Below are 22,278 nucleotides of genomic sequence, written 5' to 3' on the forward strand. Positions count from 1 at the left end.
CACGTAGCAGCGCGTTCCAACGTCCGCGGCGCGTTACAGCTTGATCAGACCGAGGCGGCTCGCGGTGGCAATGGCTTCCGTCCGGCTGAGCACGTCGAGCTTGCGAAAAATGCTCCGGAGGTGCGATTTCACCGTCGTCTCACCGATGCCGAGCAGCGCGCTGATCTCCTTGTTGCTTTGCCCGCGCGCCAGATACTCCAGCACCTCGACCTCGCGGCTCGTGAGGGCTTCACGGCTCAGGCTCGCCGCGAGCTTTTGCACCAGGGATGCAGGAAGGCACGTCTCTCCCCGATGCACCCTGCGGATGCAGTCGAGGAGCTCCTCCCGGCGCGAATCCTTCAAGAGATATCCCTTCGCGCCGGCTTTGACGGCGTTGAGTAGGTCGTTGTCGGTGTCGAATGTGGTGAGGACGATCAAGCGGGCGGAAGCGTCGTTTTTCCGGATCTCCTCGATCGCCGCGACGCCGTCGAGCACGGGCATGCGGATGTCGATCAGCGCGACGTCCGGACGATGTTGTTGCCAGAGCTCCACCACCTGCCGACCATTCGAAGCCTCGGCCACGACCTCCATGTCGGGTTGACGGCTGATGATGGCTGCCAGGCCCTCCAGCACCGTGATGTGATCGTCGGCGATGAGCACCCGTATTTTATCGAGGCCCGAAGGCTTCGCTGCAATGTCGGCGGGGTCTTTCATAGGGAGGTGCCGCTAGAGGGGTACGGACCTGGTAAGGACGCCACGATGGCCGTCCCGCTTCCTTCCGCGCTTCGAATGGTCAACTGGCCGCCCATCACTTCGACGCGCTCTTTGATTCCGATCAAGCCGAGGCCTTCGTTTTGTAACGCAGGATCAAACCCCACGCCGTCGTCCCGCAGCTCGAATCGGAGTGTTTGGGGCTCGAAGGCGAGATGAGCGTTGAAATGGCGCGCGCGTGCGTGCCGGAGCGTGTTCGTCAGCACCTCCTGGCCGATGCGCAGGAGGTTTTCCTCCCACTCGTTGCTCAATGGCCAGGGGATGCCCTCCCGCGTGAACGCGCCGACCACGCTGGTCCCGCTGGTCATCTTCTTGATCAAATCCTCCACCGCGTCACAGAGGTTCTTCTCAGCCAGCGCTTGCGATCGAAGCGCGTGCGCGGAGCGTCGCGCCTCTTGCAGGCTGCCGCGCGCCAGCTCACGCGCGCGGACGAGGTGTTTTCCGGCCTCGGGAAGCAAGCCCCTCGACCAGGCATCCTCCGTCGCCTCCAGTTGCACGATCACGCCGGTGAATCCCTGCGCCAGCGTGTCGTGGAGATCCCGCGCCATACGGTTGCGCTCCGCGACGATGGCAGCCTCGCGGCTTTGTCGGGACAATCGCATGAGCTGAATGGCGAGCATGGCCTGATGGGCCAGGGCACGAGCGAGCTCCATCTCGCTCGTTCGAAAGAGGTTCTTGTGCCTCGACCGGATCCCGATGAAGCCGGCGAGCTTGCCGCCGATCAGCGTCGGGACCGTCAGCGTGGCCACGACGCCCATCGCTGCCAGCCGTCGGTAAATCACCGCCATATTGGGATCGTGAGGCGCGTCTCCGTGCCATGGATACCAGGGCGAATTCTCACGGCTGCCGAGTCGAATGCGCGGTGGATCGCAATCGAGCTCCCCGATGACGATATCGACACCGGTGCGGAGCACTTCGCTCCAGACGGGATGGTCCTCCGTGAAAAGCGTGACCTTTTTGACCGCGGACAGGTGTTTCGAGGGGGCGTGCAGCCGATCATCCTCGAACGTCGCGACCATGTCCATTTCGTTGGCCCCGTTTCGTTCGTACACACTGACGCTCTGCCCGTTCAGCCGTCCGGCGATCATGCGCAAGACATGCTCCAGGAGTCGTTCGGGATTCGACTCCTGGGCGAGCGCATCCAGCGTGCGGGTGAGCGCAGCGAACTGACCCCGCGCGAGGTGCTCCGAGGCCCGCAAGGCTTCTGCGGATTGTTTGATCGAGGTCACGTCGCGAATCGCGCCCGCCCATTCGATGATCTGACCCGCGTCGTTGCGTATGGCCGTCGCGGCGACCTCCACGTACTTGATGTAACCGTCGGGCATCACGAGGCGGTGGCCGAAATGAAGATCCTCACCCTTGTCGGAAAACGCCTGGAGGTAGAGGGGGAGGTCCTCGGGGTGGACCCTCGACGCGACCAGCTCGGGCGTGACCTTCGTGTCGGGATGAACCTCGAAGATACAATAGGTCTCATCCGACCAGATGAGCTGGCCCGTCGCGAGGATCCAGGTCGCGCTTCCCGTTTGGCTCAGGCGCTGGGTCCTGGTCAACGAGGCCTCGCTCTTTTTTCGTTCCTCGATTTCGACACGGAACGCCTGGTTGATTCGCTCCAGATCCGCCGTGCGCTCGCGGATCCGCCGCTCGAGCTCCATGTTCAGACGCGCGGAAGCTTCCTCGGCACGTTTGCGCTCAGTGATTTCCATCACCGTGCCAATGAAACGAATCGCTTGGCCGTCCGCGTTGAAGAACGCCTGACCGCGGGCCGTCACCCATTGCTCCGAGCCGTCCTGCGGATGAATCGTGCGGTACTCGGCGCGATATTCGCCGCCATTCGCACCGGCGAGTGCTTGCATGACCAAACTGTCCACGCGCGTTCGATCGTCCGGGTGAACACATTTCAAGAACATGTCATGCGTCACCTCGGCGTCCAGCGGTAACCCGAAGATCTCCTTCATCCGCTGCGACCAGTCGCCCACGTTGGCCACGTCAGTGGAGTTCCAGACCCACAGGCCGATTCTTCCTGTTTCGATGGCCAGCCGCAGGCGTTGCTCGCTCTCGAGCAGCGTTTGGTTGACCTCCCGCAGATGCGAGGCCTGCTGCCGGAGCTCCGCGTTCAGTCGTTGCAGCTCTTCGGCGGCGGCTTCCCGCTCGCTCGTATGCGCGGACGGAGACGGCGAAGGGGTCGACGGGGTCAGGAACTCGGGGCTATCCGGATCATCGTGCATGGGCCGGCCTTACGTAACGTAATCGTGCGTCCCGCGAATCGCTCCACTTTCGCGGCGGCATGTTGCCACAAGCAGGCGTGAGAGGGAAGGTCGAATGCGGACGCACATGTGGATCCCAGGGCAGGGCCGCCTCCCTCGAATGGAGGAGTACGAGGTCCTCCATTCGAAGGAGAAGGACCCCCGCAGCAAGGTCAATGGTCTATCTCCCGGGCGATGTGGGAGAATCTCGCCATGAGCCCCATGGCCGCACTCCGCGCGCGCACGCTCGATCTCGGCCTCCTCTTGCTGCGCGTCGGCTCGGCCGCGCTCATTTGGACGTTCCACATGGTTCGGAAGCTCGCCGACTTCGATCACGAACTCCGCTCGTTTCCCGATCCGCTCGGCGTCGGCCACGCGACGAGCTTCGTGATGGCGCTCGGCGCCGAGGGGGTATGCAGCATCCTCGTCGCGTTCGGCTTGGCGACGCGTTTGTCGTCGCTCCCCATTGTGTTCACGATGCTGATGGTGCTCGTCCTCGGCGCGCGTGGGTTCGAGGGTGCGGACGTCCAGTCGGCCCTCCTCTACGCCCTGCCATATCTCGTCCTCGTGCTCACGGGCCCAGGACGTTGGTCGCTTGATCATCGATTGTGCGAGCGCTGGGACCGCCTGGGCGCTCGCCTCGCTCCCAAGGCGTGGAGCCTCCGTGGAGACGAACGGTGAGGCCAGGCGCGCACGTTGCACAGATGCTCTTCTTCGGGCTGCTTTTCTTTGCCCATCCTGCCGCGGGACAATCTGCCCCCAACAGCGGGCCCTCGCCCGACCTCCCCGCGCACGGCGACGAGACGGGAGCGTATTCGCCATACCGGCCGATCCGGTATCTCGAGGACCATTCTCGTCGTACGGATGTGCCGCGGGACGACCCGTGGGATCCGATCAAATACATTCCGCTCTGGCCCGGCGGATACCTCTCCCTCGGCGGACAGCATCGGCTCCGCTACGAGCTCGTCGATCCCATCGACATCGGAATCGGCGCCGGTCGTACGACGAGCAGCGTGCTCCTCTCGCGCAACCTCCTTCACGCCGACCTTCATCTCTCGCGAGGCCTCCGCGTCTTCGCGCAGCTCGGGGGCTTTTACGCGCTCGGCGTGCCGCATTCCGAAGCCGAGCCTCCGGACGCCGACGTCCTCGACGTGACGCAATTCTTCGTCGAAAGCAGCGCCGAGCTCGGCGGCATTCGGATCACCGGCCGCGTCGGACGTCAGGAGATGGCGCTCGGCTCCACGCGATGGGTGGGCACGCGCGACGGCACGAACGTCCGGCAGGCGTTCGATCTCGTCCGCGTCACGCTCTCGAAGCACGGCGGGTGGAACGTGGAGACGTTTTTTGGTGTCGTCCCGGGTCTTCGGCGCGGAGCGTTCGACGACGCGCCCGATGGGCAAGATCGTTTTTGGGGGATGTACGCGACGCTCCCCGTTCTGCCGAAAAAGCTGCTCGGCCTGGACGTTTTTTATCTCGGTCGCCGGCGACCCGACGCGGCGTACGCGGACGTGCAAGGGCGCGAGGTCCGCCATACGTTTGGCGCGCGTATCTTCGGCGAGACGGATTTTGGCCTTGAGTACGTCGGGCACGCCCTCGTGCAGCGCGGCTCGATCGAGGACGACAGCGTGTTCGCGTGGGGATTCGCTGGCGCGTTGTGGCAGCGCCTGCCCGGCGCCCTCGAGCCCGTTCGTTTGGGCATCCGCGGCGACGCGCTGAGCGGCGACACTCGCCTGCGCGACGGGCGGACGACGACGTTCCAACCGCTCTTTCCCAATCAGAGCTTCTTCAGCGCGCTGCCGGCGATCTATCCGACGAACCTCTACGACGCGCACCCGCTGCTCCGCATCGAAGGGGCGAAGATGTCGTTCGAGGCTGGATGTACTCTGTTCTGGCGGCAGGCGGTCGAGGACGCGGTATACGCGCCGCCCGGCACGGTCCTCGTGTCGGGCGAGGCGACGCGGGCGCGTTACACCGCCGCGCAGACGTCGCTGTCGATCGGCTACAAGGCCGACCGCCACTTCTCCTTCAATGCGGAGTACACACACGTCTTCCCCGGCCCGGCGATCACGGACGCGGGCGGGACCGACGTGGACTTCTTCGGGACATGGACCACGTACACGTATTGAGCCTCGCGATTGCACGTCGGCCATCTCAGAATTTCAACCGATGGTCCATCCTTCGAAAGGAGGAGAGGTGGTTCGTTCGTCGGCAGGGAGGGGGCGTAGGCTGCACGGTCGATTGCGTTCTCGCCAGAACGGGGTACTCTTGCGCCGCACGCGTGCTCGACAGGCTTCTGCTTGGCGGCTCGAACGGTAACCCTCATTCCAGGTGCAAGGACGATGAACAAATACCATAAGCTTTACACGCCGGAAGACAGCGCGGTCGTTTTCATCGATCACCAGCCGCAGATGACGTTTGGTGTCGCCAACATCGATCGTGCGGCGCTCATCAACAACGTGACGCTGCTCGCGAAGTGCGCGAAGGAGTTCGGCGTTCCCGCCATCCTCACCGCGGTGGAGACGGAGTCGTTCAGCGGATACGTCTGGCCGCAGCTCCTTGACGTGTTCCCGGGGCAGCCGATCGTCGAGCGGACGAGCATGAATTCGTGGGACGACGCGGGCTTCCGCGCCGCCATCGAGGCGACGGGCCGAAAGAACATTCTCCTCACCGGGCTCTGGACCGAGGTCTGCGTGACCTGGCCCGCCATCGAAATGCTCGGCGCTGGATACAACGTCTACATCGTCGAGGACTGCTGCGGAGCGACCTCGCCGGCCGCCCATGAAGCGGCGTTGTCCCGGATGGTCCAGGCAGGCGCGATCCGGCTGACGACGATCCCCGCGCTCCTCGAGTGGCAGCGCGATTGGGCGAAGCGCGAGCACTACAACCAGCTCATGGGCCTCATCAAGCAGCACGGCGGGGCCTACGGCGTGGGCGTCGAGTACGCCTACACGATGGTCCATCACGCACCGCAATCGGCGATCAAGCCGCAGATCGTGCCCAAGAAGTCCGGTCATTGACGGCGTAACCATGGCCGAGACCCTCCACATCGCCATCGTCCGGCGCGTTCGGAAGACGCACATCGCGGACTTCGAGCGCGCGCTCACCGAATTCGCCAGCCGGTCCTTGGCCGAGCCCGGCGCGCGGGGGGTGCATTGCCTCTACCCGCCGCCCGGCTCCGACTCGAACGAGTACGGCATTCTGCGCAGCTTTGCCAGCGCCGCCGACCGCGATGCGTTTTACGAGACGGCCCTCTACAAGGAATGGCTCGCTCGCATCGCGCCGATGGTGGAAGGTGAAGCGACGTACCGGCGGTTGGAAGGTCTCGAAGCCTGGTTTCGCAACACCGCCGAGCCCATGCCGCCGCGCTGGAAGATGGCCTTGCTCACCTGGATCGCCGTGTGGCCAGTCAGCATGATCGTCCCGGCGGTTCTCCTGCCCTTGCTCGGCCCGAATTTCCCGCACGTCCTCGCCTCCGGCGTCATCGCCGGAGGCATCGTTGCGGTTCTCACGTGGGGCGCCATGCCATTGCTCGTGAAGCTCGCGCATGCTTGGCTTCAACCCGGGAACAGGACCTCATGAAGACCACTGCCGATCTCATCCTCCACAACGGACGTATCACCACGCTCGATCCGAGCCACCCCGAAGCGAAGGAGGTGGTCGTCGTCGACGGCCGGATCGCAGGGGTCGACAATGCTGCTGAGTTCGAGCGCGGGCCCAAGACGAAGGTCGTTGATCTCGGCGGACGCAGGGTGATCCCGGGGCTCTACGATTCGCACCTCCACGTCATTCGCGGCGGACTGAACTACAACATGGAGCTGCGCTGGGAGGGCGTGCCCTCGCTGGCGCTGGCGCTCGAGATGCTCCGCGACCAGGCGGCCCGTACGCCCGCGCCGCAATGGGTGCGCGTCGTCGGCGGATGGAGCGAGTTCCAGTTCGCCGAGCGGCGAATGCCGACGCTCGACGAGATCAATGCGGCGGCCCCCGACACGCCGGTCTTCGTCCTGCATCTGTACTGCCAGGCTTTGCTGAACCGCGCGGCGCTTCGCGCGTGCGGGTACACGAAGGATACCCCCGATCCGCCTGGAGGCGTGATCGTCCGCGACAAGGCGGGCAACCCGACCGGGATGCTCATCGCGAAGCCGAATGCGACCATCCTTTACGCGACCCTCGCGAAAGGGCCAAAACTCCCGCCGGAATACCAATACAACTCGACCCGCCACTTCATGCGGGAGCTCAACCGGCTCGGCGTGACGAGCGTGTGCGACGCGGGAGGCGGCTTCCAGAACTATCCGGAGGACTACCAGATCATCCAGCAGCTCCACGAGCGCGGCGAGATGACCCTGCGGATCGCGTACAACCTGTTCACGCAAAAAGCCGGCGGCGAACTCGAAGACTTCGTGCGCTGGTCGAAGGTCGTGAAGCCGGGCGACGGTGACGACATGCTCCGGTGCAACGGCGCGGGCGAGATGCTCGTCTTCTCCGCGGCGGATTTCGAGGACTTCCTCGAGCCGCGCCCCGACCTCCCCGAGAAGCTCGAAAGCGAGCTCGAGCGCGTCGTTCGTTTCCTGGCCGAGAACCAGTGGCCGTTCCGGCTTCATGCGACGTACGACGAATCGATCTCGCGGTTCTTGTCCATCTTCGAAAAGGTCCACCGCGACGTCCCGATCGACAAGCTGCACTGGTTCTTCGACCATTGCGAGACGATCACCGACCGGAACATCGAGCGCGTCAAGGCGCTCGGAGGCGGGATCGCCGTTCAGCACCGGATGGCCTTCCAGGGTGAATATTTCGTCGACCGCTACGGCGCCAAGGCGGCCGAGCGCACACCTCCGCTCCGGCGCATGCTGGAGCTCGGTGTGCCGGTCGGCGCAGGCACGGACGCGACGCGCGTCGCGAGCTACAATCCGTTCGTCTCCCTGTACTGGATGTCCACGGGCAAGACGCTTGGCGGCCTTTCGCTTTATCCGGAGAAGGCGCGCTTGACGAGGGAGGAAGCGCTTCGGCTGTACACCCAGGGCAGCACCTGGATGTCACGGGAGCAAGGGACGCGCGGCGCGATCGCTCCCGGGCAGCTCGCCGATCTGGCGGTGCTGACCGCCGACTACTTCAGGATTCCCGACGAGGAGATCAAGGCGCTCGAATCGGTGCTCACGATCGTCGGCGGCAAACCGGTGTACGCCGCCGAAGAATTCAAGCCGCTCGATCCGGGGGATCTGCCGGTGATGCCGGACTGGTCGCCGGTGCACCGGTATCCTGGAGCCTTCCGGCAGAGCGCGCAGGCCGCGCTTCCTGCTGCGAATCGTTGCATGCAGACGCACGCAAAGCCCGAGGCGGCGTTGGGTCTTCCGCGGTGGCTGTCGGAGCTGGGCACCCTGTTCGACGGCGCCTGCGAGTGTTTCGCGTTCTGAAGGGAAGGAGTTTGTCGTATGGCAACGATCACCATCAAGGACGGCACGCAGATCTATTACAAGGACTGGGGCAGCGGGCCGCCCGTCGTGTTCAGCCACGGCTGGCCGCTCAACGCGGATGCCTGGGAAGATCAGATGGTCTTCCTCGCCTCGCACGGCTTTCGGTGCATCGCCCACGATCGTCGCGGTCACGGCCGCTCCAGCCAGCCCTGGAACGGCAACGACATGGACACCTATGCCGATGACCTGAGCGAGCTCATCGCCTCCCTCGACCTCCGAGGCGTGACGCTCGTCGGGCATTCGACCGGCGGCGGCGAGGTGACGCGGTACATCGGTCGCCACGGGACGGAGCGGGTCGCCAAGGCGGTCCTCGTCGGCGCCGTGCCGCCGCTCATGCTGAAGACCCCCGCGAACCCGGGCGGCCTGCCGATCGAGACGTTCGACGGCATTCGCGCGGGCGTCCACGCCGATCGCTCGCAGTTCTTCAAGGACCTGACGATCCCGTTTTATGGGGCAAACCGTCAAGGGGCGAAGGTCTCGCAAGGGCTCAGGGACAGCTTCTGGCTCCAGGGCATGCAGGCCGGCCTCAAGAACGCCCTCGACTGCATCAAGGCGTTCTCCGAGACGGATTTCACCGAGGACCTGAAGAAGATCGATGTGCCGACGCTCCTCATCCACGGCGATGACGACCAGATCGTCCCCATCGGCGCGAGCGCACTCGCGGCCGTCAAGCTCGTGAAGAATGCGCGCCTGGAGATTTACAAGGGCGGAGCGCATGGGCTCGCGGCGACGGAGAAGGACCGCCTCAACGCCGATCTCCTCGCGTTCCTCAAGAGCTGACCGCGGCCCGTGGCGAGGGTCAGGACGCGCCGGCGTCGCGTCCGGTCATGCACACGCGCAGCGCCATCTTGGCGCGGTGAAGCAGGACAGCCACGTACCCCGGCGTAATGCCGAGCGCGTGCGCGACGTCCTCGCCCGGCTGTTCTTCCAGCATCCGGAGCGTCACCACCGCTTTCTGGATCTCGCATAACTCCTCGACACACGCGCGCAGGCGCACGTGCTCCTCCGCGCGCACGAGCGCCTCGTCCGCGGCCACGCCTTCGCCCGCGTCGAGCGGGTGTGCGTCGAGATCGTCGTGGGGCCGCGCGAGGAAGTGGCGTCGCCGCCGGTTGCGCGCGGCGTTGCGCACCATGCCCCCGAGGATCGCGGCCCAGTCCTCGTCCTCCACCGGGAGCGAGCCGTCCTGCGCGGCCACCAGGAGCTTGCAGAGGGCCTCCTGGACGCAATCGATCGCATCCTCGGGCGACACCCCCTCTTTCCGCGCGAGGGCCGCGAGGGCCGCTCGCCGCGCGAGGGCGAGTCGCGAGATGTGTTCCAGAACGTCCTCCGTACCGTTGGCGTCGTGCATGGGTCCCGAAAGGTCAGGTGTCGAGCACGCCCGAGATTACAGCAGGACGATCGCCGTAATGGATGCCCGTCTCGAGACCTCCCGAGAAAAGGAGCGTCTCATGTCCACGACCCCCGTCCGATCCGTCACAGCGCAGACCTTCGAGGCCGAGGTGGCGAGCGCCGCCGTGCCGGTGCTCGTCGATTTCACCGCCACCTGGTGCCCGCCCTGCCGCGTTCTCGCGCCGATCCTTCATGCGATCGCGGCGGAGGGCGTGGGGCGCCTGAAGGTCGTGGAGGTCAACGGCGACGACGAGCCCGGCCTCGCCGTCCGCTTCGGGATTCGCGGGTTCCCCACGGTTATTGCATTCGCGGGCGGGAAGGAGGTCGCGCGGCACGTCGGCGTCACCAACAGGGACAAGCTCTTACAGATGGTCCGCGCGCACCTGCCGCCCGGCGAGCTCAGGCCACACGCCGCGACTGCGTGATTTCGCGAGAAGGGGTGGGGAAGGGGGCTGCCCCCACCCCACCGATCCCGTTTATTGTTCCGAAGCTACCCTCACGGGCAGGCCGAACCCACCGGGTTCGCCGGCCCCACGTCGCCGATGATGGCCTCCACCATCTCGAACCCGAGGCCCATGGAGATGCCGTCGCACGTCTGGCTCGGATCCTGGGTGCCATCGGTCATGATGTCCGACGCCTGCCGGACCTGGTTCAGGAGGTTGTCGAACAGCGGATTGCCGCACAAGCCAAGCAGATCGCCGACCTTCTTGACCTCGGCGACGAACTCCTCGGTGTTGAGCACGCCGCCAATCATGCCTTCCGTCGCGCTCTTGCGATCTGCGGAGAGCTTCATGGCCATGCGCGCCGAGTGCAACGTCAGCTTGATCGACGTGCTCTTCGTCGGCGACTTCACCGGGACGGAGAGGATGAACGTCCCGTTCTTTCCGGATTCGAAGAGCGAGCCCGTCACCGAGCTGTTCGGGAAGAGGATCGTCGACGACTGCGGGTCCATGGGATCGCTGAGGAGCCCGGGCTCGATCGGCCATTTGTCCGTCCCGTCGAACTTGGGCGCCATGCCGAGCGTCGTCCCGCCGAAGAGCTTGGAAGTGAGGCCCTGGGCGTCGCCCGTCTCGGGCAGGCATTGCGCCTTCACGAGCGCGGTGAAGTTGCCGTTCTGGATGCCATTGTTGACGTCCTGCGGCCAGGCCGGATAGAGCCCGAGGATCGTGGGCAGGAGGTTTTTTCCGAATGAGTTGTCGTTCCCGTCGTCGCCGTCGGGGTAGGCCGTTTGTCCCGTACCGCCCGAGCTCGGCTTGCACAGGTCATCCGAATTCCCGGTCGACACCTTGTCGTCGAGGTTGAAGCCGAACTTCTTCCACTCGCCGCTGTTGCCCTCGCCGAAAAAGAGCTCCTTGACGGCGAACACCGTCGCCTGATCGTCCGGGCACGTCACCCCGCCACCGCTGCCACCGGCGCCGCCGGTGCCGCCGGTGCCGCCGGTGCTGCTCGAGGAGCTCATGGAGGAGGTGCTTCCCCCCTGCCCGCCGCTGCCGCCAACGCCCACGTTATCCTCGCCGCCACCGCAGCCCTCGGCCACGGCTGCGGTGGTCAGGAGCGCGAGGGCGAGATAGACGCGATTGCTTCTAAGCATATTGGTCCTACTTTTGTTGAGGGTAAGGCTTCCGGAAGAACCCGTGCGTGGCCGGCGCCGACTTCGCGCCGCGCCACGACACGAGAAGGGTGTTTCAATGGATGATCGAGTCGCAGCCGAAGAGCACGGAGACCTTCGCGCTGCTGTCGGCCTGCACGGTGGCGCACGACGCAGGGCAGAGGATGATCTTCGTGGGGCCGGCATTGCTGTCGAAGTACCAGCCGGGGAGTTCGTTGCAATCGGCGAGATTGTCGGCGCGGGGGATGATCTTCGGCGTGCCCATGCCTTTCGGCGTGTAGCTGAAGTTCACCCTGTTCGGGTCGAGCTCCTGGCCGTTCGGCGGCGGCGGGATTTCGAAATCGCAGCCGAGCGCCTCGCTGCGAATCTCGGCCATCTTCGCGGAGAACTTGCTGATGTCCTGCGTGATGTCGTAGGCCGCCGTCGTCCCGCCCGCCGCCGCGATCTTGTTGAGATTGTTGATGATCGAGCCGGCCACGCCGATGACATAGGTGCGAACACCATTGTACTCGCGGGCGCTCTTGGCCAGCAATGCAATGTCGTCGATCGTCGCCGACCCGCACCCGAGGGGATCGCCGTCGGTGGCGAGGACGACGACGACCTTGTGCGTCGGGTGCGTGTCCTGGTAGGCGGTCGCCGCGCTGAGCGCCCCCTTGAGCGCGCCCCAGGTGGGGGTACCGATCCCCGTGGCGTCGAAGGGCATCGAGTTTGACAACTCGAACGCGTTCCCCGGCAGCCCGGCAATGGGCACGTCGAGGAGCGCGTAATGCGAGGGTTCGCAGTCGTACGGCTCCTGGGTCGGGAAGTAGACCAAGCCGGCGCCAATGCCGGACGACGCCGGATCGTTGAAGAACGTCTTCAAGCCCGCCGTGGTCCCGTTCCATTTCTGGCCCGTCATGCTGCCCGACTGGTCGATTAGGAAGACGATGTCGAGCGGGATGCGGCGGGCTTCTGCGCTCGTGGAGATGCAGGCGCCGGAGTCGTCGTCGCCCCCACCCCCATCGAAGTCGATGTCTCCTCCGGTGCCCCCGGTGCCCCCGGCGCCTCCCGCGCCGCCACTTCCGGACGACGAGCTGCTGCTCGCGCTGTTCGACCCGGTCGTGTTCTCCACGGGCGCCGCGGAGCAGCCCCCCCACACGGCGGCGGCCATGCTGGCCATCGCGAGGCACACGAAAAGATGCCGATGAATCCTGGCAGGTCGGCTCATGGATGGCTCCTCAGTCGACGAAGATATCGTCAAGATAAACCCCGGGATGGTTCCCGGTGGGATCGCTCCGGAAAGCGAACCGCAGGCGGATGATCTGGCCCGCATAGGCTGAGAGATCCGCTTGCATGAGCTGCCAGCCGAACGCGGACTGGTGACCACCCCACGCAGGCTGGCCGGCGATGGTCAGCGGGTATGCCGGCAAAACGCTATTGAGGACCGAGTACGTCATCCCGCCGTCGTTGCTGATCTCCAGGTGAACACCGTCGTACGTCGAGCCCTCGGTATCCATCCACATGCGGAACGTGAGGGTCGGGCTCGGCGCGGCGGTGAGGTCGATGTCGGGCGAGGTGGCGGTCGTCCCCTCCCACGTCTGGCCGTCGCTGTAATTGGTGCTGAGCTGCGTGGCGAGGCACTGCGTTCCCAGGTATGCCGTCGCGGGGCCCACGAGCGTGGGGACACCGCACTGCCAATCGCCGGTCAGCGTCCAGCCGTCCGGGCACGTGCCCTCGAAGCTCGTGTAGTACGCGTCGTGCTTGACGTTGAAGGTGAACGTCTTCTCCGCGAAATTCGAGGGCAACGACGGCTCCTCGACGCGCACGGTGACGGTCACCGGCCCCACGTTCGCTGCCGCAGGCGTGCCTTGGAGCAGGCCGGTTGTCTTACCGATCGTAAGCCAATCTGCGTTCTGGCCGCCTTTGAGGCTCCACTCCGAGTTGTTCGTGCCGCCGATTTTGACGACTTGAGCCGAGTAGCTCATCCCCGAATACACGTCCGTGAGCGGCGACGTCGTGGTGATGTAGAGCGGGATCTGCAGCGATTCGGCGACGACGACCTCGTCGATGTAGACACCCGGGTACACGCCGGCGCCGTCGCTGCGGAAGGCGAAGCGCAGGCGGATCGACTGCCCAGCGTAGGCGGAAAGATCCGCCGTGTAGTTCTGCCAGCCTTCCGCTGAGTGATTCCCGCCCCACGCGGCTTGGCCGGCGATGGTCAGGCTGTAGGTCGGGCTCACCGTCGTGACGTCCGTGAAGCTCTGCCCGCCGTTGGTGCTGACTTTCAGGTTCCAGCCGTCGAAGGTGCCGCCCTCGGTGTGGTCCCACGCCCAGAAGGAAAGCTTCGGGCTGGCGGCCTGGGTCAAGTCGATGGCCGGCGACGTCGCGACCGAGGTGCTGAAGAGCTGGTTGACGTGGTACAGGCCGGCGACCTGCGTGGCGATGACATTCTCGCCGATGTAGGCCGCGGTCGGGCCCACGTTCGAGGGCTTGCCGCATTCCCAATCCCCGCCGAAGGTCCAGTCGCTCGGGCAGGTTTCGAAGCCTTCGTGGAGGTACGACACGCAGTCCGCGACCGGGCCGCCGGACGCGCAAGCGCCGGCCATGCAGGTGTCCGCGGTGGTGCAGGAGTTGTAGTCGTTGCACGCGCTGCCATCGGCCGCGAGCGAGGCGACGCAGACGCCCTTCACGTCGCACGCGCCCACCTGGCACTCGGCGACGCCCTCCAAGCAGAAGGTCCCGACCGCCGCGGGCGTCGGGGCACAGAAGCCGGTCATGGTGTCGCACACGCCGCGCTGGCACCCGACGTTGAGCGCCGAGCAATCCTTGGGGGCGCCGCCGACGCATTGCCCGGCCGCGCATGTCCGGTTGACCATGCAGGGGTCTCCGGTGAGCACGCAGGGCTTGTTGTCCTTGGTGAAGTCGGGGGTGCCCACGCACTTGCCCGTGGCCGAATCGCAGGCCACCGCGTTGCACTCGCTCAGCGGCGAGAACGTGCAGGGCTTGACCTCGCCCAGGCACTCGCCGAGCTTGCATACGCCGTTGATCCGGCAGAGGTCCTTCGGGGTGCAGGCCGTGCCGTCGTTCACCGGCAAGACGTCGCAGGACTTCGAGTCCTCGTAGCAAATGACCGACGAGCACGGATCAGGCGTGATCCCGCACTGGTTCGTGCCTCCGCCGACGCAGCTGCCGCTGTCGCAGGTGTCGTTGCTGGTGCAGAATTTCCCGTCGTCGCACGCGGTTCCCTTGGGGGCTGGGACCACGACGCAGGTGTTGACCGGGCCGATCTCCTGCCCGATGTTGCACACGGCGATGGTGCACTGCGGTGTCTCGAGCGCTGAACAGTCCACACCGCAGGGCCCGAGATCACTGCCGCCCGCGCCGCCGCCGCCTTCGTTGCTGCCCGCATCTTCACCGACGGGGAGTTCGCCCACGGCGCAGCTTGCGCCGATCGAAACCACCGAGAGCAAGAGCGGGATCCTAAGAAAGTCTCTGATGCGACCGAACATAACCACGCCCTCCATGTACCACACCTTGAACCGGCGCGGATACAGGGAGCAAGGCCGATGCGTGCTGCGCCTCCCCCGTCTCCGAGCCCTGGTCACGCCTCCGAGCACCGGGTCTACCCCGCAACGCGTGGTTCTCGCCATGGATGCGGTGGCGCACGCAGCGCACGTGAACCGTGCAAATACGGCCCCGGGGACGGCCGGAGTACGCTTTTCCGTGGCGTCTGGATCCGCCAGCCGGAGGGGCCGACGCGTCGGCGGGAGACACGCCCACCGGACGGCGGCGAGCGACGGGTTCGTCGTCGTCCCGATGGGGAATGCGCACCCGCGGGCCAAAAGGGTTCACGAGGTGCGAAAAATAGGTAGGAGAGGGACCTACACGACGAGCGTGGATCGAGGCTGACAGGGTCGCCTCGTTCGGCGCCCCGCGGGGGAGGCCGTGGAGGCCAGCGTGAGGGGACCATTGCTTGGATTCATGGTTCCTTCATGGCCCAGGAACTCCTCAATCGCCAACGAAGACCGTTCCCGGGCCGCATGCATCGGCGATGACGACCACCGTGCCGTTCGGCGCATCCGCTGGGTCGTTGCAGGTCAAAGCAGGATCCCCCATGCGTGCCGCGGGCTTGTCCTCGAGAAACACCGTCGTGCTCCCCTTGGACACACGGGCCTGATTGGAAGGGGCTTTCAGGAACGATCCCCCTGGAGGCACGTGCGCAGGTTGGTTGCGTGCCACGCTTCCTTCGGTCGCCGCCGCCTTGTTTTGCACGAAGACAGTGGTCGCAACCTGCTCCGAGATGGTTCCGGCGAACGGCAGGGGCGTCGGCGTCGGCACCGGTCCGGGGGGACGGTACCAGGACGATATGCGTGTCGATCCCGTTGATTGTATCCCCCTCTTTTGCACCCGGCGCACCCATGGGAAACCTCTTCGCCGGGGCTCTCGTGGCCGCCAGCTCTCCGAGCATCTTACAGCGCCTGGATCCCATGAGGGAAGAGCCCACGGGCCCCTCTCCTCGACACTTTCCCCTCGACATCCGCGTGCGTGCTCGCTTACCTTGCCACCGGGCATCAAGAACCGAGTCCGTCTGGAACACTTTGCTCATGTCAGCAAGCGCATCGAACGAACGCGGCGCCGGCTCGCTCGACGGGGGGCAGGCATTGTATCGCTTCATGGTCCACCCCTTCCCGCTGGATCACTTCACGGTGCATTCGTTCCGCGGGAAGGAGACGCTCTCCGGCCTTTATTCGTTCGACGTCGTGGCGACCGCGCCGGAGGACGCCGCGGGCGCGCTCGAGCGACGCGCGCTCGGCCAGCGTGCGTTGCTCTTGCTGCGCGCGGGGAGGGCGTCACGGGTATTTCACGGGGTCGTCGCCGCTGTACGGCAAGAAGGGGCCCGCGGAGCCCACGGCGTTTCCCAGTACAGGATCCGCCTCGTTCCGCGGCTATGGCTGCTCAAGCACCGCCGCCGCTCGCGCATCTTCCAGGGCAAGCGCGTCGACGAGATCCTCGCAGCGGTCTTGAAGGAAGCGGGCGTCGAGTCGCGCTTCAACCTCCAGCGCACGTACGCCGCGCGCGAGTATTGCACGCAGTACGAGGAGACGGATTATCGCTTCCTCCGGCGGCTCGCCGCCGAGGCGGGCTTCTTCTTCCGCTATTCGCAGCGCGGAAAGGCCGTAGAGGAAGCCTTGGCTGCCGCGAGCGCCGTGGGCGTGCGAGCTCCGGGGACGCCGCCCAGCGCCCGCGAGCGGGCGGTGTTGGCGGAGCTTTTCTCCGGCGAGACGATCCTCTTTGCCGATCATGCAGGCGCCTATGCGCCTATTGACGATGGCAACCCGGTCGGCGCGGCGATCGCGGCGTTCGCGCTTGCCGGCCCGACGGCCGACGTGGGAGGGGCTTCGATCGCGGTGGAGCTTCCGAGCCCGACGCTTTATTACCTGTCGATCCAGGGCACGAGCACTGCGGCGTTCGACAAGGTGACGAGATTCGAGCCGGAGCGGCGCGTGCGCACGACCGCAGCCACGTACCGTGAATACGACCCCGAGCGGCCGATGACGATGCTCACGGCGGCCGAAAAAAGCGCGCCGGTGGATTCGCCCGGCGGGGAGCTCGCGGAGCCCGAGCTCGAATACTTCGAGCATCATTCCCCTTTACTCTTCCCGAAGTGGCGCGACGCCAGCCAGGAGCCGCCGCTGATATTGCGCCAGATGCGGCGGGATGCGCATGTCGCGGAGGGCGAAAGCTTCTGCCCTGCGCTGGGGGTCGGACACCGCTTCCGGCTGGAGGATCACCCTGTACACGACGTCAATGGCGAGTATGCAGTGACGGCCGTGGAGCATGAAGGGGCGGCATCCCTCCAGGGGCAGCGGGAGGTGTATCGCAATCGCTTCTCGTGCGTGCCTGCGAGCGTCGTCTCTTGCCCGCCGCGTCCGAAGCGACGGAGCGCGACCGTGGCGCTGACGGCCACGGTGGTAGGCCCTCCGGACGTCGAGATTCACACCGATCGCATGGGCCAGATCAAGGTGCAATTCCACTGGGATCGCGAGGGGCAGGCGAACGAGCACAGCTCGTGCTGGGTGCGCACGATGCAGACCTGGGGCGGGGCCGGCTGGGGCACGCAGTTCATTCCGCGCGTCGGGATGGAGGTGGTCGTGACGTTCGAGGGCGGCGACCCGGACAAACCCATGGTGCTCGGGTGCATGTACAATGGCACGCATCCGCCCTCGTTCCGGCTGCCGGAGGACAAGACGCGGAGCGGGATCCGCACGCAATCGTCCCCGGGCAGAGGTGGTTTCAACGAGCTGAGCTTCGAGGACAAGAAAGACCAGGAGCAGATCTATCTGCGCGCGCAGCGGGACCTCGACGAGGTGGTGGAACGCAACCACACCCTGCACGTGCGCGTGGACGAGGCGATCCGGGTGGAGCGTGACCGCGACGACGCCATTGGGCGAGACGCGCGGCTCCGGGTCGGTGGAAGCGTGGACGAGCGAATCGCGAAGGATCTCGCGACGCAGGTGTCGGGCAACCGCATCGATGTGACGAGCGGCAACGTGGATTCGCGGGTGTCGGGGGATCGGGTCGCGCGTGTCGAAGGGCAGGAGCGGCACGAGGTCTCAGGAGACGCGAATTTCGCGTACATGGGGGATCTCACCACGCGGGTCCAAGGCTGCCATACGATTGTGGTGGGCCATCATGAGGCGCAGCGCTCGCTCGCGGTCCACGTGGAGGGCGTGACCTCGCTTTCCAGCACGGGCACCACGGAGATCCGGACGGACAAGGAGCTGATTCTCCGGTGCGGGAAGAGCTCGATACGGATCACGGAGAGTGGGATCGAGCTCGATGCGCCCAGCCTGCGGGTGAAGGGCGGGTCGAGCAAGCTGTCCGTGTCCGAAGACGGTCTGCGAATGACGTCGGAGCACGCGTATGCGCAGGTCCTGGGGGATGCGATTCTCCTGAAGACCGACGCGGGGGCATCGTTCGTGATGCGCAACGAGGTGAAGGTGGACGGCGCGCAGATTCTCCTCAACTCGCCCGAAAGGGCGAAGGACCCCCCGGTGGCCGAGCCGGAACCGCCCACGATCCTCGAGCTCGTCGACAAGGAAGGCCACCCGCTCGCCCACCAGCGTTACGTGCTGACGCTCGACGACGGGACCGAGATCAGCGGGGTGACGGACAAGGACGGCAAAGCGGTGGTCGAGGTGAAGGCGCCGGGGAAGATTTCGTTCCCGGAGCTGCGTGGCGTCGAAGAGGCATGAGGAGGCGGCCCCGATCATGAAGTCTTACGTCATTCGGCAGGGAGACTATCTCGCCAAAGTCGCGCTGCGTTTCGGCATCGCCGCCGACGAGATCTGGAAGCACCCGAAGAACGGCGAGCTCCGCGCAAAGCGCAAGCCGAACCTGCTGGTGCCCGGCGACGTCCTCTTCGTCCCGGAGCCCGCGCGGCCCACGCTCCCCTTTCAGTGTGGCACGACGAACCGGTACAAGGCCGACGTGCCCAGGGTCCCGGTGCGTCTCACGTTCCACGTGGGAGGCAAGGCCATCGCGAGTGAGCCTTACGAGGTCGAAGGGCTCGGGGCCCCGCAGACCGGCGAGAGTGACGCATCGGGCAAGGTGACCCTTCAGATCCCCGCGCATGTGCGCGAGGTCCGCGTGCGGTTCACGAAGAAGGGCATGGTTTTCCCGATCATGATCGGCGACATGGAGCCGATCGACGAGCCCTCCGGCGTCCGCAAGCGCCTCGAGCACCTCGGCTACATGCAGGGGCTCGAAATGTTCGATGCCGACCAACGCCTGCGGCTCGCGCTCGCCTCGTTTCAGCGAGCAGCGGGGTTACACGTCAGCGAGGAAGCCGACGAGGCGACGAAGGAAGCGCTCGTCTCGGCGCACGGGAGCTGACAGGGAGATCGAACGATGGGGAACGAAAGCACCTCGCAGGATCTCGTGAGCTAGCCGATTGCGGCGACACCCGGGGACGCGGGAAGCGCCCACAATCTGGTGAACGGCAGGCACCTGAATCCGATTCACGTGTGGGCAGCGGGCATTGGCACGCCGCTCCGATTCAGCGACAACGACGCGCGGCTGCCGAACCCCGGAGGCGGTGATCAGCCGTTTGGCCAGGACAACTGGCTCGTCGGGGTCGACTTCGCGAACTTTGCAGACCTCGGAAACAAGCTCGGCGGCGGGCAGCTCGACCTGCCCAGCTTCGTCTGCAAGAACATGCTGTTCGCCTGCGGTCCGATCGAAGAAAACCAGAACACGCGCCTCGCGCTCCTCGCGCACGGGGCTCCGGGCGGCATCGACATCGACAACACGACGGGAAGGGACATGGATACGAGCGTCGTGCACGATCCGCGGATGCTCAACGCAGGCACGATCTCCAAGTACACGACCCCGCTCGATCAGATCGAGCGCGTGCTCGCATACCGGGGTCTTCTTCATGTGCTGTTTGACCGGGGCAGGAAAGCGATGGAGCAAGAAAGAAATCTTCGTCGTGGGCTACAAGTCGGTCCTCTACTGCGGCCTGCAAGGTAAAAAAGGCGCGATGGGCGCTTCGTGTCATCCTGGGGCGCGAGAGACGCATTCTAGCAACAACAAGAAGGGCGGGGCGGCGAGGTACTACGAAACGGACGCGGCGTGGAAGGATCTGTCGGTGCTCCCGTGGGCCACCGACTCCACGCCCCATGCGACGATGGCCTGGCGAGGTCTCATCCCTGAACGGCCACGAGTTCGCCCAGCCGCGCATCCACCTGCTGGAGGATTGCGAGTGTGCCGGCGATCAAGACGAGCGCAAGCGCAGGTCGCTTCCATGCGCGCGTCTCGACCGAAACCGCGGTTCGCACCGCTCGCGCAAGCGTCGCGGCGGCAAGAGCCCAACAGAGCCAAGCGCCCCCGCAGAACCAATCCCCCTCTCGGGCCCGCTCGAAGCGGCGTTCGTAGATGAATGGCACGCGTGCGGGATCACGACGGGTGGACAGGCCGCGTGCACGCCTATCGAGCCGCGGACGGGCACGCCGGGCGTTGAGAAGCGCCTCGGGGACGCGCGCGTGACGGCGCTGGCCCCTGCGCCGGTTCACGAGGGCGGCATGCGGGTCTGTGCTGCTCGCCGAGGGAACGGCGGGCTGCTGGGGTTCCCATGCACCAGGCGCCCTCGAAGAAGAGCAAGGTGTGCCTTTCGGTGCAGGGCTTCGCGCAATGACGCCCGCATTCGGATATGTCGGTTGTGTTGCGGGGCAAGACGGGCACGTTCGCTGCTGGATGAGGGGATCCAACGGCCAGGTGCTCGGCGGCGACGTGGCCGGGCTCGGCGACGTCGTCACGCTCGCGTCGTCGTCGGAGCGCGCGTGTGCAATCGATCGGGAAGGCGCCGTGGCTTGCTGGGACCTCGGCGCCGCGGCGGTTCGCGCGCGGGGCCAGGGCGGGTGGACGGCTCGGCCGGTGCCGGATCTGCGCGCTGCTCAGGTTTCCGTGGCGCCCATGCATGCGTGTGCGGTGGATACGTACGGAAAGGTCGCGTGCTGGGGGTCGAACAAATGGGGCGAGCTTTGCGACGGCACGACGGATGAGCATGCGCAGCCCGTCCACGCGGTCGGGGTTTCCGATGCCGTCATGGTGTCCACGCAGGGCGCGACGACCTGCATTCTCCGCGCGCCGGGGGCCGTCGCGTGTTGCGGTCAGCAGCGGCGCTGACGTCAGCGATTCCGTTTCGGCGGCCCGCCGAGCCGCGTCCAGTGCTCGGCATAGATGCGTTCCCACAAAGCTCGAGCGCCAGCGTCCTGCCGGACCTTGGCGCCCCAGTAGCCGTCGAGCCGCCGGCGCTCGTCGTCATGGATGCCATATCGGGCGAGAATGGCTGCGCCGTGCGTGGGGTAAAGCGCGAACTCGACGCACATGCAGGCGTAATGCTCGAGCGGGAGGCTCGGTGCGGCGGCCAGGGTCGGAGCGCTCGGGGCTGGGCCAGAGGAAAAAGGCAGGGCGGGCCCGCGGGGGATGTTGGTCGCGGGCGTCGTTCCGGTGAGGCTCGTGAAATGGCGCATCCCGGGCGGCAGCGCGGGCTCCGGCTCGTGGGGCGATGCAAAAGGGAGGACCGGCCCCGCGACGACATCAGGGGCAGGCGTCGTCCCTGTGAGGCGCGTGAAATGGCGCATTCCACGCGGGACGACGTCCGGTATCGAAGGAGACGCTGCGGCCGGTCGTTCAGACGCATCTTTGTCCTTCACCTTCGCCATGGGCGACGGCCGTAGAATGGGCGCTCCAACCTTGAACGCTGGGATCGCGGCGGAATTCTTTTTTCGAAGCTCTGCCAGACGCTTCGCAAGCGCCGGCTCCGCCTCCAACCGGCGCGACCAGTGGCGCGCGAGACGCGACAGATCGTTCACGCCGAGTCCCAGCGTCGCGAGCAGGTCGAGAGGGTGCTCGTGGGTCTCGATGGCCGTGAGAAAACTCGCCCAGGCGGCTGCATCGCCCGAGAGCGGTTCCACTGTACGGTCGAGCCGGCCTTCCGCATGCGCGAGCGCCTCTGCGTAGTTGCCGAGCAAGTGCGGGTCCGCGGCGAGCTTCGTTTTCCAGGTGGCATCTGCCCGCTTGAAGTCCTCCGACGAAAGGCCCTCCGCCGCGAGGACTTCGTCGAGCGTGAACCCCTCCGCGACGGCCGCCTTGACCGCCGCGTAATGTGCGAGGGAGAGCCTCTCGATCGCCGTCTCGTTCACGTTGCCTGCGTCCACGTGATCGATGGCGATCCTACTTCGCAATTCCGTACGACGGCAAGCGGGCGCCTCGTGGACGGGCCCGCGCTGGGGATGCCGACACCTGTTGACTTCCCGGCCGAAGTTCTGGTAGTCCT

At 66.0% G+C, this 22,278-nt stretch carries 19 protein-coding genes; 11 read left to right on the plus strand and 8 right to left on the minus strand.

All coding sequences use genetic code 11. From position 1 onward, the window contains the following. Positions 1 to 33: 33 nt before the first annotated feature. A complete protein-coding gene (locus POL67_RS04835; RefSeq protein WP_271915862.1) occupies positions 34 to 693 on the minus strand; it encodes a response regulator in 660 nt (219 codons plus the stop codon). After that, the gene (locus tag POL67_RS04840) at positions 690 to 2,975 is read right to left on the minus strand and encodes a sensor histidine kinase (RefSeq protein ID WP_271915863.1); all 2,286 of its coding nucleotides are present in this window, start codon (positions 2,973 to 2,975) and stop codon (positions 690 to 692) included. The genes POL67_RS04835 and POL67_RS04840 overlap by 4 nt, the downstream gene beginning before the upstream one ends. A gap of 231 nt (positions 2,976 to 3,206) precedes the next feature. On the opposite strand from POL67_RS04840, the gene POL67_RS04845 reads away from it, so the two are divergent. From POL67_RS04845 to POL67_RS04870, 6 genes are all read left to right on the plus strand, one after another. Beyond that, positions 3,207 to 3,674: a DoxX family protein gene (locus tag POL67_RS04845; protein ID WP_271915864.1), complete on the plus strand. Its 468-nt coding sequence runs from the start codon at positions 3,207 to 3,209 to the stop codon at positions 3,672 to 3,674. A gap of 23 nt (positions 3,675 to 3,697) precedes the next feature. Further along, positions 3,698 to 5,119 (plus strand): alginate export family protein, encoded by a 1,422-nt coding sequence (locus tag POL67_RS04850; RefSeq protein ID WP_271915865.1) that lies wholly within the window; start codon positions 3,698 to 3,700, stop codon positions 5,117 to 5,119. Between the two features lie 213 nt (positions 5,120 to 5,332). Further along, positions 5,333 to 6,010 (plus strand): hydrolase, encoded by a 678-nt coding sequence (locus POL67_RS04855; RefSeq protein WP_271915866.1) that lies wholly within the window; start codon positions 5,333 to 5,335, stop codon positions 6,008 to 6,010. Between the two features lie 10 nt (positions 6,011 to 6,020). Beyond that, positions 6,021 to 6,572: an antibiotic biosynthesis monooxygenase gene (locus POL67_RS04860; protein WP_271915867.1), complete on the plus strand. Its 552-nt coding sequence runs from the start codon at positions 6,021 to 6,023 to the stop codon at positions 6,570 to 6,572. Then, positions 6,569 to 8,401, plus strand: a complete 1,833-nt coding sequence (locus tag POL67_RS04865) for an amidohydrolase (protein ID WP_271915868.1) — start codon at positions 6,569 to 6,571, stop codon at positions 8,399 to 8,401. Before POL67_RS04860 ends, POL67_RS04865 begins: the two co-directional genes overlap by 4 nt. Before the next feature lie 18 nt (positions 8,402 to 8,419). After that, the gene (locus POL67_RS04870; RefSeq protein ID WP_271915869.1) at positions 8,420 to 9,241 is read left to right on the plus strand and encodes an alpha/beta fold hydrolase; all 822 of its coding nucleotides are present in this window, start codon (positions 8,420 to 8,422) and stop codon (positions 9,239 to 9,241) included. 19 nt (positions 9,242 to 9,260) lie between these two features. Here the strand turns inward: POL67_RS04870 and POL67_RS04875 are convergent, their stop codons facing one another. Next, positions 9,261 to 9,809, minus strand: a complete 549-nt coding sequence (locus POL67_RS04875) for an RNA polymerase sigma factor (RefSeq protein WP_271915870.1) — start codon at positions 9,807 to 9,809, stop codon at positions 9,261 to 9,263. Positions 9,810 to 9,909: 100 nt separating this feature from the next. Here POL67_RS04875 and POL67_RS04880 point away from each other — a divergent pair, with 100 nt between their 5' ends. Continuing rightward, a complete protein-coding gene (locus POL67_RS04880; RefSeq protein WP_271915871.1) occupies positions 9,910 to 10,275 on the plus strand; it encodes a thioredoxin family protein in 366 nt (121 codons plus the stop codon). Positions 10,276 to 10,346: 71 nt separating this feature from the next. On the opposite strand, the gene POL67_RS04885 is transcribed toward POL67_RS04880, so the two are convergent. The 4 genes from POL67_RS04885 to POL67_RS53470 all read right to left on the minus strand — a co-directional run bounded on the left by POL67_RS04885 (position 10,347) and on the right by POL67_RS53470 (position 15,776). Further along, positions 10,347 to 11,441 carry a hypothetical protein gene (locus POL67_RS04885; RefSeq protein WP_271915872.1) on the minus strand — a complete coding sequence of 365 codons (1,095 nt, stop codon included), beginning with the start codon at positions 11,439 to 11,441 and terminating at the stop codon, positions 10,347 to 10,349. A 94-nt stretch (positions 11,442 to 11,535) separates the two neighbouring features. Beyond that, on the minus strand, positions 11,536 to 12,666 hold the full coding sequence (locus POL67_RS04890) for a vWA domain-containing protein (protein WP_271915873.1): 1,131 nt from the start codon (positions 12,664 to 12,666) through the stop codon (positions 11,536 to 11,538). 10 nt (positions 12,667 to 12,676) lie between these two features. Then, entirely contained in the window at positions 12,677 to 14,899 is a 2,223-nt protein-coding gene (locus POL67_RS04895) for a choice-of-anchor J domain-containing protein (RefSeq protein ID WP_271930738.1), read from the minus strand. Positions 14,900 to 15,446: 547 nt separating this feature from the next. Further along, positions 15,447 to 15,776, minus strand: coding sequence for a PAAR domain-containing protein (locus POL67_RS53470; protein ID WP_271915874.1), 330 nt, complete (start codon positions 15,774 to 15,776; stop codon positions 15,447 to 15,449). Positions 15,777 to 16,042: 266 nt separating this feature from the next. Between POL67_RS53470 and POL67_RS04905 the strand changes: the two genes are divergently transcribed. From POL67_RS04905 to POL67_RS04920, 4 genes are all read left to right on the plus strand, one after another. Next, complete coding sequence (locus POL67_RS04905; protein ID WP_271915875.1) at positions 16,043 to 18,694, plus strand: type VI secretion system Vgr family protein; 2,652 nt, start codon at positions 16,043 to 16,045, stop codon at positions 18,692 to 18,694. Between the two features lie 16 nt (positions 18,695 to 18,710). Continuing rightward, entirely contained in the window at positions 18,711 to 19,334 is a 624-nt protein-coding gene (locus POL67_RS04910; RefSeq protein ID WP_271915876.1) for a LysM peptidoglycan-binding domain-containing protein, read from the plus strand. Between the two features lie 99 nt (positions 19,335 to 19,433). Next, a complete protein-coding gene (locus POL67_RS04915) occupies positions 19,434 to 19,970 on the plus strand; it encodes a hypothetical protein (protein ID WP_271915877.1) in 537 nt (178 codons plus the stop codon). A 723-nt stretch (positions 19,971 to 20,693) separates the two neighbouring features. Beyond that, a complete protein-coding gene (locus POL67_RS04920; protein ID WP_271915878.1) occupies positions 20,694 to 21,125 on the plus strand; it encodes an RCC1 domain-containing protein in 432 nt (143 codons plus the stop codon). A 2-nt stretch (positions 21,126 to 21,127) separates the two neighbouring features. On the opposite strand, the gene POL67_RS04925 is transcribed toward POL67_RS04920, so the two are convergent. Next, positions 21,128 to 22,159 carry a hypothetical protein gene (locus POL67_RS04925; RefSeq protein WP_271915879.1) on the minus strand — a complete coding sequence of 344 codons (1,032 nt, stop codon included), beginning with the start codon at positions 22,157 to 22,159 and terminating at the stop codon, positions 21,128 to 21,130. Positions 22,160 to 22,278: the final 119 nt, after the last annotated feature.

It is taken from the genome of Polyangium mundeleinium (genome assembly GCF_028369105.1).
In the GTDB taxonomy this organism is placed as follows: Bacteria; Myxococcota_A; Polyangia; order Polyangiales; family Polyangiaceae; genus Polyangium; species Polyangium mundeleinium.

What these genes read in the sequence shown, in the direction of transcription:
- POL67_RS04845 (WP_271915864.1), top strand. Translation starts at nt 3,207, where the DNA reads ATGAGCCCCATGGCCGCACTCCGCGCGCGCACGCTCGATCTCGGCCTC.
- POL67_RS04835 (WP_271915862.1), bottom strand. Translation starts at nt 693, where the DNA reads ATGAAAGACCCCGCCGACATTGCAGCGAAGCCTTCGGGCCTCGATAAA.
- POL67_RS04885 (WP_271915872.1), bottom strand. Translation starts at nt 11,441, where the DNA reads ATGCTTAGAAGCAATCGCGTCTATCTCGCCCTCGCGCTCCTGACCACC.
- POL67_RS04865 (WP_271915868.1), top strand. Translation starts at nt 6,569, where the DNA reads ATGAAGACCACTGCCGATCTCATCCTCCACAACGGACGTATCACCACG.
- POL67_RS04875 (WP_271915870.1), bottom strand. Translation starts at nt 9,809, where the DNA reads ATGCACGACGCCAACGGTACGGAGGACGTTCTGGAACACATCTCGCGA.
- POL67_RS04890 (WP_271915873.1), bottom strand. Translation starts at nt 12,666, where the DNA reads ATGAGCCGACCTGCCAGGATTCATCGGCATCTTTTCGTGTGCCTCGCG.
- POL67_RS04850 (WP_271915865.1), top strand. Translation starts at nt 3,698, where the DNA reads ATGCTCTTCTTCGGGCTGCTTTTCTTTGCCCATCCTGCCGCGGGACAA.
- POL67_RS04880 (WP_271915871.1), top strand. Translation starts at nt 9,910, where the DNA reads ATGTCCACGACCCCCGTCCGATCCGTCACAGCGCAGACCTTCGAGGCC.
- POL67_RS04910 (WP_271915876.1), top strand. Translation starts at nt 18,711, where the DNA reads ATGAAGTCTTACGTCATTCGGCAGGGAGACTATCTCGCCAAAGTCGCG.
- POL67_RS04870 (WP_271915869.1), top strand. Translation starts at nt 8,420, where the DNA reads ATGGCAACGATCACCATCAAGGACGGCACGCAGATCTATTACAAGGAC.
- POL67_RS04920 (WP_271915878.1), top strand. Translation starts at nt 20,694, where the DNA reads ATGAGGGGATCCAACGGCCAGGTGCTCGGCGGCGACGTGGCCGGGCTC.
- POL67_RS04860 (WP_271915867.1), top strand. Translation starts at nt 6,021, where the DNA reads ATGGCCGAGACCCTCCACATCGCCATCGTCCGGCGCGTTCGGAAGACG.
- POL67_RS04840 (WP_271915863.1), bottom strand. Translation starts at nt 2,975, where the DNA reads ATGCACGATGATCCGGATAGCCCCGAGTTCCTGACCCCGTCGACCCCT.
- POL67_RS04905 (WP_271915875.1), top strand. Translation starts at nt 16,043, where the DNA reads ATGTCAGCAAGCGCATCGAACGAACGCGGCGCCGGCTCGCTCGACGGG.
- POL67_RS04855 (WP_271915866.1), top strand. Translation starts at nt 5,333, where the DNA reads ATGAACAAATACCATAAGCTTTACACGCCGGAAGACAGCGCGGTCGTT.